The sequence below is a fragment of the Glutamicibacter sp. JL.03c genome, assembly GCF_025854375.1.
Taxonomy (GTDB): domain Bacteria; phylum Actinomycetota; class Actinomycetes; order Actinomycetales; family Micrococcaceae; genus Glutamicibacter.
The window spans coordinates 152,635-164,772 of sequence record NZ_CP107575.1 but is presented as its reverse complement, the minus strand read 5'-3'; the positions used below and the strand labels follow the sequence as shown (position 1 = coordinate 164,772).

The 12,138-nt window shown below is 58.6% G+C and carries 13 protein-coding genes, 1 tRNA gene and 2 pseudogenes; 8 read left to right on the top strand and 8 right to left on the bottom strand.

The genetic code is table 11. From position 1 onward, the window contains the following. Window positions 1-87: 87 nt before the first annotated feature. A complete protein-coding gene (locus OF385_RS00770) occupies window positions 88-306 on the bottom strand; it encodes a hypothetical protein (protein WP_264276530.1) in 219 nt (72 codons plus the stop codon). A 344-nt stretch (window positions 307-650) separates the two neighbouring features. Between OF385_RS00770 and OF385_RS00765 the strand changes: the two are divergent. Further along, window positions 651-1,317: pseudogene (locus OF385_RS00765) on the top strand (transposase); the annotation flags it as partial. 296 nt (window positions 1,318-1,613) lie between these two features. Here the strand turns inward: OF385_RS00765 and OF385_RS00760 are convergent. Continuing rightward, window positions 1,614-1,686: transfer RNA gene (locus tag OF385_RS00760), tRNA-Lys, on the bottom strand. Window positions 1,687-1,846: 160 nt separating this feature from the next. On the opposite strand from OF385_RS00760, the gene OF385_RS00755 reads away from it, so the two are divergent. From OF385_RS00755 to OF385_RS00740, 4 genes are all read left to right on the top strand, one after another. Continuing rightward, window positions 1,847-2,512, top strand: coding sequence for a hypothetical protein (locus tag OF385_RS00755; RefSeq protein WP_264276529.1), 666 nt, complete (start codon window positions 1,847-1,849; stop codon window positions 2,510-2,512). A gap of 98 nt (window positions 2,513-2,610) precedes the next feature. After that, window positions 2,611-3,786 (top strand): MFS transporter, encoded by a 1,176-nt coding sequence (locus OF385_RS00750; RefSeq protein ID WP_264276528.1) that lies wholly within the window; start codon window positions 2,611-2,613, stop codon window positions 3,784-3,786. Window positions 3,787-4,024: 238 nt separating this feature from the next. Next, a complete protein-coding gene (locus OF385_RS00745) occupies window positions 4,025-4,639 on the top strand; it encodes a hypothetical protein (protein WP_264276527.1) in 615 nt (204 codons plus the stop codon). A gap of 5 nt (window positions 4,640-4,644) precedes the next feature. Then, the gene (locus tag OF385_RS00740) at window positions 4,645-5,673 is read left to right on the top strand and encodes an inorganic phosphate transporter (protein ID WP_264276526.1); all 1,029 of its coding nucleotides are present in this window, start codon (window positions 4,645-4,647) and stop codon (window positions 5,671-5,673) included. On the opposite strand, the gene OF385_RS00735 is transcribed toward OF385_RS00740, so the two are convergent. The 4 genes and pseudogenes from OF385_RS00735 to OF385_RS00720 all read right to left on the bottom strand — a co-directional run. After that, window positions 5,670-5,867 carry a helix-turn-helix transcriptional regulator gene (locus OF385_RS00735; protein WP_264276525.1) on the bottom strand — a complete coding sequence of 66 codons (198 nt, stop codon included), beginning with the start codon at window positions 5,865-5,867 and terminating at the stop codon, window positions 5,670-5,672. The genes OF385_RS00740 and OF385_RS00735 overlap by 4 nt on opposite strands. Then, window positions 5,867-6,358 (bottom strand): hypothetical protein, encoded by a 492-nt coding sequence (locus tag OF385_RS00730; protein WP_264276524.1) that lies wholly within the window; start codon window positions 6,356-6,358, stop codon window positions 5,867-5,869. The genes OF385_RS00735 and OF385_RS00730 overlap by 1 nt, the downstream gene beginning before the upstream one ends. Then, window positions 6,358-6,825 (bottom strand): hypothetical protein, encoded by a 468-nt coding sequence (locus tag OF385_RS00725; protein WP_264276523.1) that lies wholly within the window; start codon window positions 6,823-6,825, stop codon window positions 6,358-6,360. Before OF385_RS00725 ends, OF385_RS00730 begins: the two co-directional genes overlap by 1 nt. A 210-nt stretch (window positions 6,826-7,035) precedes the next feature. After that, window positions 7,036-7,506: pseudogene (locus OF385_RS00720) on the bottom strand (phosphate ABC transporter ATP-binding protein); the annotation flags it as partial. Window positions 7,507-7,768: 262 nt separating this feature from the next. Between OF385_RS00720 and OF385_RS16670 the strand changes: the two are divergent. Further along, window positions 7,769-8,149: a transposase gene (locus OF385_RS16670; RefSeq protein ID WP_413468051.1), complete on the top strand. Its 381-nt coding sequence runs from the start codon at window positions 7,769-7,771 to the stop codon at window positions 8,147-8,149. A 255-nt stretch (window positions 8,150-8,404) separates the two neighbouring features. Here the strand turns inward: OF385_RS16670 and OF385_RS00715 are convergent, their stop codons facing one another. Beyond that, the gene (locus OF385_RS00715; protein WP_264276522.1) at window positions 8,405-9,691 is read right to left on the bottom strand and encodes an MFS transporter; all 1,287 of its coding nucleotides are present in this window, start codon (window positions 9,689-9,691) and stop codon (window positions 8,405-8,407) included. 116 nt (window positions 9,692-9,807) lie between these two features. Continuing rightward, a complete protein-coding gene (locus tag OF385_RS00710) occupies window positions 9,808-10,293 on the bottom strand; it encodes an Lrp/AsnC family transcriptional regulator (protein ID WP_264276521.1) in 486 nt (161 codons plus the stop codon). A 113-nt stretch (window positions 10,294-10,406) separates the two neighbouring features. On the opposite strand from OF385_RS00710, the gene OF385_RS00705 reads away from it, so the two are divergent. Further along, window positions 10,407-11,648: a MalY/PatB family protein gene (locus tag OF385_RS00705; protein ID WP_264276520.1), complete on the top strand. Its 1,242-nt coding sequence runs from the start codon at window positions 10,407-10,409 to the stop codon at window positions 11,646-11,648. Further along, a complete protein-coding gene (locus tag OF385_RS00700) occupies window positions 11,645-12,136 on the top strand; it encodes a RidA family protein (RefSeq protein WP_264276519.1) in 492 nt (163 codons plus the stop codon). Before OF385_RS00705 ends, OF385_RS00700 begins: the two co-directional genes overlap by 4 nt. Window positions 12,137-12,138 lie beyond the last annotated feature (2 nt).

The window sequence follows — 12,138 nt, the reverse complement described above, 5'->3', positions numbered from 1 at the left end:
ATCGGGGCCCTCAGTGTTCGGGTTGGCTGGTGGCTAGGCAGCTGTAACTAGGGCTGCTAGGCGATGCGTTGCGGGTGTCCAGAATTGCTAGTATCCGGCGTTGCCCATGTCTTGGGCGACATGGGTGACCAGGTAGCGGGGGCAGAGGTTTGCCGGATTGATCTCTTTGACGTGTATCTGGGTGAAGTTCGCTGCGATGCGGGCGATCTGCAGGCTGTGAGATGAGCCGATGGCATGTCCCTCATAAGACACGAGCCAGGATGGCCAGGCGTAGGGGTTCTTCTTGATCTTGATATGCGTGTACATGACGTTTTCCGTTCGTTGTGGTGGAGGTCGTGGGGTGAGTTTCATAAGCGGGATCGTGGGCCTGCTTTCTGTTGAAGGGTTAGTTGCCGGGTAATTTGTGCTGCTGTTGCTTCGGGTCCCTGGTGTCCTTTGATGGAGCTGCAGGGCGCCTTGCCGGTGCGGACTGTGTTCTGGATGGTGGCCTATAGGCAATAAGTGGTGTCTGAAAACTTGATTCTGCCCCAGCACTCCGGGGCAGAATCAAGTTGTGCATGGATTTCGTTCCCATAGGTGTGACCCTTAATAGAAAAAACACCCACCTATGTAGTATCTGCCAAAGTCCTCAAAAGAAGAACGGGAAACGCAACGGCAAAGTCATCGGCTGGCAATGGTGCGACCACGAAAAATCAGCTGCATGGATTGCGTTACTCAAACACTTCCCACAACCGAAAGTCGTTGTCACCGACGGTGGCTCAGGACTGCTCAATGCATTGAAAGCGCTCTGGCCCGGAGTGGAAGTCCAACGCTGCCTAGTACATATCCAACGCACCATACGCACGTACCTCACCCTGAAGCCACGATTGGAAGCAGGCAAGTCAATACGGCATTTGAGCTTGCAACTAACCAGGATCAAAGACCAGGACGAAGCCGCCCGTTGGGCGGCTGCCTTAGCTGAATGGCAGTCAAAGCATCAGCATCTGCTCGATGAGCGCACCTACGCCAAAGACTGGTCTGGGCCTTGGCCCAGAGGCATCAGTCAGTCCCGGAAGTCCTGGCCGACCCACGAGCGATTGCTCAAGGCCTATAACGCGATGAACTCTGTTTTGAAGCGTGGCCATCTGTTCACGTATCTGAAGCCGGAGCTCATTGGTCTTGGTGTCAGTACGACAACGAACATGATTGAAGGCGCGATTAATTCCGGGCTCAGAGAGATGGTCAGGCTCCACCGTGGCATGCCGATTGAGCATCGCCGGCGTGCGTGTGAATGGTTTTGCTGGACGCACGCGGATTCGTTGGAACGTCCGAAGCTGCCTTTGATCATCAAGGGATCAGAGGTCCTGCTGAAGGAACGGGAGGCGGCCAGAAAACCTGTTCCGGAGCTGATTGGTCCTGAGGTTTATGGCACTGCTTCTATTGCTGAGGATGGTCTTTATGCTCGGGCTGGTTGGGGCGGTCGTAGCCACTAAACACTGAATTCTGTGGGTTTGGCCCGGCGACACGCCAGGGCCAGACACCATTTATTGCCTATAAGCCCGGCCCAGCCCCGCAGTTAAGACGAAAATAGGATCCAGCTTGCAGGAGCAAGCTGGATCCTATTTCATTTTTTGTGCGCCCTGCGGGGATCGAACCCGCGACCAATGGATTAAAAGTCCAGTGCTCTACCAGCTGAGCTAAAGGCGCACGGCACAAGGCCAAAATCCATACTACCCGATGTCACCGCGTGAGTATTAATCGGCTGTTTTCGCGCTGGGGCTGAAGGCAAAAACAGCTGAATCCCGGGCAATATGTGGTGCAACACCTGTTAGCGAAGAACCAAGGTTCGGCGAGTATCCTAGAGCCCATGAGAGGTGCACGCGCAGGATCAAAAGTTGCCCAGGATGCGGGATTCCGCCATCACAAACCACGCCCCTTCGCTCCCGAGGAATTCGAACCCTACGAAGGCGGGGCCGATCCCGCGCGCGTTTCCGAAGCAGCCCACCTTTCAGCCCAGGCCTTCGTGCGCCGAGGCATCGAGAACAACGACCCGGAGATCTCCCGCCGGCTGATCGCCGTGGCGGAGAACGAGGGCCTGGAGGTGCTGGCGGAACTGTGGAGCGAGGCCCCGGCACACTCACTGCCAGGTGCCCTGTGGCGGCTGTACGCGGTGCGCGCGGCGACCATGAGCAAGCCCGAAGTGCACTCGGCCCGCTTCCTGGCAGGCGCGCATCGCGCGCAAGTCGAACGCATCGTGGCCGGAGTCGCCGAGCCGCCGACCGCGGAGGAGCTCAAGAAGATGACCGGGTCGATTCTCACCGGGGCCTTCGACGGGGATTTCGCCCATGCGCTTGAACGCACCGCGGCCTACTGCCGGGTACTGGTTCTGGGCATGACGGAGCACGCAGACGCCGCTGACCTGTCCAATTCCGATCGTGGCAGCAAGCTGACCCAGCAGGCCCGGGCCTTGAACAAGACCGCCGCCGACCTGGAAATTTGCGCGCGCCTGTGGCGCCAGGACGCGTTGGACTAGATCGCTGGGTGGGAGTTCTAGGATGGTTGAGGAACTAGTCCCGACATCTTAGGCAGGTACGTGTGGTCGCTGGATCGAAAGCGAACTCTTCGGGGATCATGCGTTGGCTCATCATCCTGGTGTCCACCGGGCTGCTGTCCCAGGCGGCGTTGAACCTCGTTCGACCGGTTACCACCTACAAGCTCATTTCCTTCGGCGCCGAGGCCTTCACCGTTGGCGCGGTGACCGCGGCCTACGCCGTGCTTCCACTGTTCACCGCCATGCTCCTGGGACGGGTCAGCTCCCGGATCCGACGCATTCGCTTCCTGATGGTGGCCGGGGTGGGACTCATTGCGCTGGGCGGCCTGGGCGTGAACCTCGCGCCGAATGCGCTGGCGGTGGCACTGGCCAGCGCCGTGCTGGGCCTGGGGCATCTCATGTTCACCATCGGCGGCCAATCCTCCATTGCCCGCTATTTCCCGGATGCCGACCTGGACAAGGGCTTCGGCTGGTTTACCGCCGCCTACGCGGCCGGGCAATTCATCGGCCCGCTGATCGCCGGCTTGGTTCTGGGCACCGGCACCGAGGCCATCTCGGCAGAACGAATCGCCGATATCAGCCTGTCGCTATGGATCGGGGCGGGTTGCGCACTGCTGGCGGTGCCGCTCTTGCTGCCAAATTTCCAGCCGCGTGTTGCCAAATCCGTGTCGGCTGCCCGGCCTCAGCGCTCTTCGGCGTCGATCGGCTCTATCCTGCGGATCAAGGGCATGGCCTCGCATATGTTCGCATCCATGATGCTGCTGTCGATGCTGGACATCCTGACCGCCTTCCTGCCCCTGGTTGCCGAGAAACATGACGTCACACCGACAGCTGTGGGTGTGCTCTTGGCCATTCGAGGGTGCGCCTCGGTAGTGTCCAGGCTGTTCATCCCCAAGCTCTCCGCGCACTTCGAGCGCCAGCATTTGCTGGTGGCCAGCCTCTACACCTCCGGCATCTCGATCGCGCTGGCTCCGGTCTTCATCGATGTGCTGTGGGCTTCGGGGCTCGCCCTGCTCATAGGCGGCTTCTTCCTGGGGCTGGGCCAGCCGATGACGATGACGATGATTTCCACCTCCGTGCCTCCGGTGGATCGTGGCGCCGCGCTGGCCGTCCGCTTGATGGGAAACAGGCTCGGACAAGTGGCTTTGCCGCTGATCTCGAGTTCCGTGGCCGCTGGAATGGGGCCAGCGGGCGCCATCTGGTTCTGCTGTGCGCTGTTGTGCGCGAGCGGTGTGGAGAAGACTCTGCGGCGCTAGCGTGAGAAAGTACACGCATCCCCCGCTGTGGTTGACAGCAGGGGCTTGGGGCGAGAACACTAGATAACGGTGTCGGGCCGCTGGTAACCCCGGGCTCCAAAATTCTGCCGCTTCGAGCGGCCTTCCGCCGAGAGGCGTTCCCGGTCCGGCATCATCAATGACCCGGTGTTAACTTCCACGTCGTAAACTGTTCTGCGTTGGTACCAAAAGCAAACGATCCGAATGGTGCGCCCAAAAAGTGAAGTTCCAGGTCTTTCCCTCCGCCTTGCGTGGCATTGAGTTGCTGCGCGCGCTGACCGCCACGATCCGTGGTTCTGTCGAGAGCGTGGCCGAAATGATCGGCAGCCCGGCAACGCGCGCGGACTGCCTGCGCGATCTGGCCACGGCCGAGGCCGAGGCATCGGACTTGCTCCATGCGGTGATGACCCACCTGCGCACCAGCTACGTCAGCCCGCTCCCGCGCGAAGACATGTATGCGCTATCGCGCTTTCTGCACGAAACCATGGAGCATCTGCGCGGTACCGGAGAGCTGATCATGACCGTCGGCTCCACCCCGCTGTCCGAGCGTTCCGCGGAACAGCTGGAATTGATCTCGCAGCTCGCGGAGCTGGCGTCCGACGCGGTGCAGCGCCTGAATAACCTTGACGACCTGGAAGACCACTGGCTGCAAATGCTGCAGTTCTCGAAGCGGGCCGCGCGGACCCATCTGGCGTGGGGCCATGAGATCGCGAATTTCTCCAAGGCAGGCACCATCCGCCGGCACCAGCTGGTAGCCGACCAGCTGATGCTCACCGCCAACACCCTTCGCCAGTTTGCCGACCACCTTGGCCGCGTGCTGGTCAAGGAGTCCTAAGGCCGATGACCCTCCTTTCCGTTCTCACGGCGGTTGCGATCGTCCTGACCCTGGCCTACGGGGTGCTCAACGGGCTTCGTGATGCCTCCACTGCGGTGGCCGCCTCGGTGCGCACCCGGGCGCTGCGTCCGGCGATCGCGGTGTCCGTTGCGGCGTTCTTCGCCTTTCTCGGCACCATGGCCACGTCCGGGCTGAGCGTGGCGCTGGTCCAGGAGCTGAACTTCAATGTGCCTCCGGGCGTTCTGGGACTGAAGCTGCTGATCTGCAGCCTCCTGGTGGCGGGGGCCTGGGGAATCTATTGCTGGTGGCGCGGCTTGCCCATCAGTTCCACCCATGCGCTGCTCTCCGCTTTGGTCGGAAGCAGCGGCGCCTCGGCCTTGATGGGCGATGACTCGGTGCGCAACGCCTGGTGGCTCTTGCTCTCCTCGGTGCTCTTTCCCATGGTGCTCGCCTCGGTCATCGCCTACACCCTGTCGTATCTGCTGGTGATTCCCGCGACCAGGATGCTGCGCCATAACACCTCGCGTTCGGTCAACGACGGTTCACGCGCAGGCCAGGCCATCGCCGCCGGGGCCGTGGCGCTGGGACTGGGGCTGCAGGATGGCCAGCGGACCGGCGCGTTGCTGAGCCTGGTCCTGATCACCGGCCAGGCCATGAATCCGGGACCGCTCACCCTGACCATCCAGCTCGCGGCGGCCAGCGCCCTGAGCTTGGGGGTGCTGCTCGGCGGGTGGCGCATCACCTATACCTTGGGCCGCCGCCTGGTGAATTTCGATCCGTTGCGCGGAATGATCGCCCAGGGCGTCGCCGCGGGGATGCTCTTCGTGGGTTCGCTCGTGCTGCATTTGCCGCTGTCGACCACGCAGTCGGTCACCAGTGGCATCGTCGGGGCGGGCAAAAACCAGGCCTTTGAATCGGTGGTGTGGCGCAATGTGTTCCGCGTCGTCCGGCACTGGTTGCTGACTCCCGTGGCCTGCGTGGCCGGCGGGGCGATTCTGACCTTGGCCGTGAGGCCGCTATTTGTTGCCAGCTAGCCTTCGTCGGGGATGAACAAGTCCTCGATGCGGCAGTCGAAGAGCGCAGCGAGCTTGAACGCCAGGGGCAAGGACGGGTCGTAGCGCCCTTTTTCCAGGGAGATGATGGTCTGTCGGGATACACCGAGCTGGTCAGCTAGCGCCTGTTGCGAGAATCCGCGTTCCTTGCGGTAGTCGCCGAGGTTATTCTCCATTAGCCCTCGGCTCGCTTATTCAATTGGTATCTGATCATGTAATCGAGCAGGGCGACCGAAATCAACCCCGCAAACAGCAATGCTACCGGCACGGAAAGCGGCTGGTCTGCCAGCTGCGAGCAAAGCGAGGCCGCGACGCAGCCAAGCCCCAGGAAAATGACCAGGTCCCGGTAAACACCCGCCTGGGCGCGGGTGCGCCAATCCTGTTCGACAGTTTGTTCCGGATTCTTCGCAGGTCTGGGCAGGGTGCTGCGGTCAACGAAGACGAACCACGCAATTGCGCTGGCCACCAGCCAGAAGGTGAATGCCAGGTTGATCCACGCTGGCCAGAATCCTTCGTCGAAGTCCACCAGCAAGCTGATCAGGGTGCTCAGCACGACGGCGGCAAGCAGGCCGCTCCCCAGGACCAGGGTGAGCATCAGCGCCTTTCCCCCGCCGAAACGGGAGCGTCCCAGCGCCAGGACGCGGGGTTCGATTCCTCGGTTGCCCATCAGCCCTCGACCTTCTTGATCAGCAGGTAGCGCACGGTGGTATCCACCGCGGCGAACATCACGACTCCACAGAGCACCATGACAGGATCGACGTCGATGGGCAGCAGGCCCAACGCCATGGCTCCCAGTCCGCACATGGCAATGAGGTCATGGAAAGTCCCGAACGCCGCCTTTTCGTACCACTTTCCCTCGATAGACGAATCGGGATCTTTCACGGCTCCGGCAAGAGTGTCCCGGTCGAGCATGATTACCCAGCACAGGGCGAATGCTGCCGGGAACATGACCAGCCCGGCGACTACAGCGGCCAGCGCCTTGCGCTGCGCCACAGCGTCCGGACCGAACTGCCAGATCAGCCATGCAAAGGCTGCCGAGAGGACCAGGCCTCCCAGCACGGAGAGCAGAATCAGCAGTGCTGGCGATCCGCCAAAACGCGCACGCCCCCATTTGCTCCGAGTTGCTGTTTTCATTTCCACACCATTGCCCCCTTTCGACTTGATGTAAACCTCACTTTACTGACAAGCATGCTTTACAGTCAAGGTTACTTTACACAAGGGCTTAAAAACCAACGGCGCACCAATACTGGTGCGCCGTTGGCGGTGATCCCCTCCAGGATCCCCGGAAGACCCCCCTTCCGGTTCGTCTATCGCCACTTCAAGAAGCGGCGATATCCGAAATCTTTATCCGAAGCGTCCGGAGACGTAGTCTTCGGTGGCCTTCTGCTCCGGGTTGGAGAAGATGGCGGTGGTGTCGTTGAACTCGATGAGCTTGCCCGGCTTGCCGGTGCCGGCAATGTTGAAGAACGCGGTCTTGTCGCTGACGCGGGCCGCCTGCTGCATGTTGTGGGTCACGATCACCACGGTGAAGTCGTTCTTCAGCTCGTTGATCAAGTCCTCGATGGCCAATGTGGAGATCGGGTCCAATGCCGAGCAAGGCTCGTCCATCAGGATCACGTCTGGCTTGACCGCGATGGTCCGGGCGATGCACAAGCGCTGCTGCTGGCCGCCGGACAGGCCCGAGCCCGGCTTGTCCAGGCGGTCCTTGACCTCGTTCCACAGGTTCGCGCCGCGCAACGACTTCTCCACCAGGTCATCGGCATCCGAACGGGAGATCTTGGTGCCATTCAGCTTCACCCCGGCGAGCACTTCCTCAAACGTACCCGAGTGGCTCGGCAATGCTCAAGATCATCCGCCGGTCCCTCGTTGCGTGAACCATATTTTCATCCGCTAATTGAGCTTGACGAGCATTGGTTCGGCGTGGTCCAGCAAGCACGCGCGGCAGAGGCGGGATGGCGGAGTGCATAGGGTCGCGATCGATCGTGTTCGCAGATCTGGACTCGGGCAAGAGACAGAATTTCGAGGACGGTACCGCGGTGCGGGTTCGGAGAATTGACAGCAGTTCTGGCCACGGCAGTTGCGCCGACGAGTCCAGTGCGTCGCGATAGAAGTATCCACGGAATTCCATCAGACGGCGCGGCCACATCTGCCGAAGGCAAAGTTCATCGCTGATCATTTCCATATGAGCCAACGAGTGAATTTAATAGTCAGGCAGGTGCGTCAACGCAGTTCCCACGAGGTTCGCAAACATAGAGGCAAGGCTAAGGATTCGACTCAAGAAATCCGAAGTCGATCACATTCAACCCGGAATTCCTCTTTATCAAGCCGAAAGGGCGGTCGAAGCTGGTGGCGGAACCCGTTCTTGGCCTCAAGGGCCTCTATGCGACCCAGGAACAGGGGGGCAGCTCCTGGAAGAATTGGATATATGCGGCTTTCAGTCTCACTGCCTTGCGCTTGAGCGGTGCGTACAACCCAACAGAATGTTCGAGGCGACGCCGTTTTCACGAATGCCGCTGCCCATGGCTGATGGAGGCGATGCCCTCCATGCGAATCAAGCTGACTTGCGCCCGCGACGATGCGGCGAATCCGTCGACTGCAAGTCTGAGCCGGAATTGCCACGGCCGCAGGAATCATGAACTTCACCGACTTCGGATACTCTCATGCATGCACGGGCCACTTCCCAGCTGAGCGCGTTGCACCACGCTCAACTCCTTCAAGCTGAGTGAGGACGAAAAACGGTCTGCGCCGTCAGTGGCAATAGGACAATCGCCGCAATTACCGTCAGTGTTGAGAAAGAAGTAAACATGAGCAACGGGCCAGCCACGAAGGCCGCTATGGCCCCACAAAGGTTAGATAACGCATCTACCCCGCCCTGGGCCGACGCCCGGGTTTCGTCGGAAACGACAGTTGAAAAAAGCGCCGAACCAGCAACATTCACAAAGGACCAGCCCAAGCCCAGCATAATCAAACTAGTCATGATCCAATTCATGTCGGTTGGCCACAATCCCCCGGAAATCAAGGATCCAGCGAAAAGTACCAAACCCAAAATAATGGAGATTCGGTGGCCGAACCGGTCCGTGATGTGCCCGACTACCGGAGCCAGCGCATACATGCCAAGAATGTGCAGGGAGATAGTGAATCCAACCAGAGTCACCGAGCCGCCGTGATGGGTAATATGCACAGGGGTCATAGTCATGACTGAGACCATGACGACTTGTGCGCTGAGGATCGCGAATACCGCATATCGCGCCCGTTTATTGATCTTGAGTTCTTGGAAAATCCGCTTGAAGCTTCCCTTTGATCGAGCAGGGACTGCCGCCGGGCGTGCTTGTAACTCGTGGCGCTGAAGCAGCATAAGAGGGTCCGGACGGAGGAACATAAAGACCAGTGCCCCAGCCGCGAACATGCATACTCCAGCAATTAAAAAGGCTCCGGCATAAACGTTAAGACCAATGACCGAGCCAAGTATCCTACCAGGAATGCCAAGGTTGGGCCCCAACACATTACCAATGGTTCCCACCCAAACGATCAACGCCAAGCTACGGCCCTTATGCGCGTCAGCAGCCAAGTCTGTCGCGGCGAAACGAGCCTGCAAACTGATTGCCGACCCCGAACCGATGAGCAACAACCCCACAAAAAGGAGGACAACCTGCTCATACTGGGCAGCAGGGACCAACAACAGACCACCCAGCGCTGCGATCCACCATCCACTGGTCAGAGCGACCCTGCGACCAAATCGAGCGGCAAGATTTCCCAGTGGCAACCCCAAAAGAGCTGCACCAAGTGTGCTCGCAGTACGGGCAAGTCCCGCCCAGGCTTCGTTAGAAGTCACTTCCTCGGCTAACAGAATTCCAATAGAGGGGGCGACGCCAACCCCCACTGTGCCAACGACCTGAGTAATCGCAAGAATCCACACGGTACGCTTCTGAATGCGCCGACGCCAATGATCGCCATCGCCTTTCAATTCTGACCCGTGTATTAGTTGCCTCGGTTCACGCATGATCTTTCGCCTTCCACTACCCTTCAGGACAAGCCGCTCGGAGTTAGGCCTGCATTGAACAGTCTAGACGAAACTGGGATACATCATGTATCCCAGACATGCCTAAAAATATAAACTCAGGCCCTGTAATGCCGGCTTGACCTGAGAGATCGATCATGTAGCGGCAGCCCTCGGGGAACCACTGTCTGCTTCATCACAATTGTCGAACTCAATCCCGCCAGCCCAGGTAATTTGCACAAAACTTCGTCATAGAGCTTCTGGTACGTTTCCCTGCTTTCAGAAACGATACGCAACATATAGTCAGGCGTTCCAAACAATCGCTGCGCCTCGATAATCTCGGGCACCTCGATTAGTGCAGCATCAAAATTCAACACATCATCAGGCTGCGACAATGTGGCAAAAGCTAGCACCTCAAATCCGAAGCCCACGGCAGCAGCGCTGACTTGAGCACCGTATCCAAGAATCACTCCACTCTCTTCCAGATCACGCACTCTCCTTTGGCATCGAGAGAGGCTTAGCTGCACACGTTTCGCCAGTTCCGTGAGGGTCATACGGCCATCCTGCTGCAGTGCGGCAATAATTTTTCGATCAATGCTGTCCATTCACACATTCCTTGCCATTTACACTCCGTTGCCACCCAAAAGACAACAACACCTTGCTCCAAATAGTACCTACAGTGTTACGCATCACAGAATGTTCACCGAAAGGACAACCAATGACCTCCCTGACCGAGCCACGAGAACATACGAAATCAGGACTCAACGTCTTCGATGAAGTAATTGACCGCGAACCCACAAATTCCATGAAGTGGGCTAGCGCGAAAGCAATGCTCTCAGCAGAGGAAGCCGCCGCAAACCCCTTGCCGATGTGGGTCGCAGACACCGATTTCAAGGCACCGAAAGAAGTCCTCGACGCTTTGCACCAGGCAATTGACCATGGTGTCTTCGGCTATCCGGCAGGCCCTACCGAAAGCTATACAAACGCAGTCATTTCCTGGCAACGTAAACGCTTCGGCTGGAACGTCATGCCGGAGTGGATTATGCAAGCGGCAGGGATCATCACCACATTGAAAACGGCAGTACAGGCGTTCAGCGCCCCCGGCGACACGGTCTTGATCCAACCTCCGGTTTACGCGCATTTCCATGATGACGTGAAACTCAATGGGCGCCATCTAGCCCTCGCTCCACTCGTTCGCACCGAAGTAGGGTACAGTTTCGACGCGAAAATTTTCGAGCAAGCCATCACGCCGGATACCAAACTTTTCATCCTGAGCAACCCCCATAATCCAACTGGCAATGTGTGGAGTGAGGAAGAACTGCGCACCATGGGTGATATCTGTGCACGTCACGGAATTATCGTGATTTCCGATGAGATCCATGAAGACCTCATCATGAACCCTGATAAGAAGCATATTCCCTTTGCGACCCTTGGCGAGGACTACGCACAGAACTCCATTACATGCACAGCGCCAAGCAAGACCTTCAACTTACCTGGGCTTCAGAGCGCAAACATCATTACCCCTAATGCCAGGCTACGCGCCGAGCTCCAGCGACAGTACGACCGCAACATGTTCCCGTTGGTCAACACGCTAGGCATGGTCGCAGCCGAAGCGGCCTACACCCACGGAGAGCCATGGCTGGAACAAATGCTCGATTACGTCCGCGGCAACCACGAATACTTCGCCCAGGCAATCAACTCCAGCATTCCAGAACTGAAAGTCCTGCCGGCTGATTCTCTCTATCTTGCCTGGATGGATTGTCGGGGTCTGGGCCTTAGCGCCGACGAGCTGAAGAAATTCATGCTTATTGAGGCTCGCGTCTGGCTCGATCAGGGGCAGAAATTCGGCCTGCAAGGACACGGCTACATGCGTGTCAACCTCGGATGTCCTCGAAGCATCGTCGAGGATGCCGTCAATCGAATCATTACCGCAGTTAACCGACTCAAGGAACGACCATGACCGAAACAATTACTCAACGTCTAGAGCAGCTGGATCTCGTGCTTCCAGAAATTTCCGCGGCATCGGCGGGTATCTATCGCCCCGCACTCAATACCGGCTCACAACTCTTCGTTTCTGGCCAGCTTCCACTCGAGAACGGATTGATTACCACACTAGGCCAAGTTGGCGGTGACGTGACTATCCGCGATGCGCAAGAAGCCGCGAAGCACTGTGCCATTCAGGTTCTCGCCCAGGCCAAAGCAGCATTGGGTTCCCTTGAAAAGGTAGAGCATCTGGCGAAAATCACGGTTTTCGTCTCGTCAGCCTGCGGTTTCTCAGAGCAACATGTGGTGGCCAACGCTGCATCTGAGCTTTTTACCAAAGTATTGGGGTCTATCGGTGAACACAGTCGTTCGGCGGTCGGTGTTGCCAGCTTACCATTCAACGCCACGGTTGAAGTTGAAGCAATCTTCAATATCGCCCCAACGCCAGCGGATCTTCAAGCCTGAAC

Excerpts from the sequence above, each read along its gene's own strand:
- OF385_RS00715 (WP_264276522.1), bottom strand. The coding sequence starts at position 9,691 with ATGCGTGAACCGAGGCAACTAATACACGGGTCAGAATTGAAAGGCGAT.
- OF385_RS00700 (WP_264276519.1), top strand. The coding sequence starts at position 11,645 with ATGACCGAAACAATTACTCAACGTCTAGAGCAGCTGGATCTCGTGCTT.
- OF385_RS00730 (WP_264276524.1), bottom strand. The coding sequence starts at position 6,358 with ATGGGCAACCGAGGAATCGAACCCCGCGTCCTGGCGCTGGGACGCTCC.
- OF385_RS00710 (WP_264276521.1), bottom strand. The coding sequence starts at position 10,293 with ATGGACAGCATTGATCGAAAAATTATTGCCGCACTGCAGCAGGATGGC.
- OF385_RS00740 (WP_264276526.1), top strand. The coding sequence starts at position 4,645 with ATGACCCTCCTTTCCGTTCTCACGGCGGTTGCGATCGTCCTGACCCTG.
- OF385_RS00755 (WP_264276529.1), top strand. The coding sequence starts at position 1,847 with ATGAGAGGTGCACGCGCAGGATCAAAAGTTGCCCAGGATGCGGGATTC.
- OF385_RS00705 (WP_264276520.1), top strand. The coding sequence starts at position 10,407 with ATGACCTCCCTGACCGAGCCACGAGAACATACGAAATCAGGACTCAAC.
- OF385_RS00750 (WP_264276528.1), top strand. The coding sequence starts at position 2,611 with ATGCGTTGGCTCATCATCCTGGTGTCCACCGGGCTGCTGTCCCAGGCG.
- OF385_RS00770 (WP_264276530.1), bottom strand. The coding sequence starts at position 306 with ATGTACACGCATATCAAGATCAAGAAGAACCCCTACGCCTGGCCATCC.
- OF385_RS00725 (WP_264276523.1), bottom strand. The coding sequence starts at position 6,825 with ATGAAAACAGCAACTCGGAGCAAATGGGGGCGTGCGCGTTTTGGCGGA.
- OF385_RS00735 (WP_264276525.1), bottom strand. The coding sequence starts at position 5,867 with ATGGAGAATAACCTCGGCGACTACCGCAAGGAACGCGGATTCTCGCAA.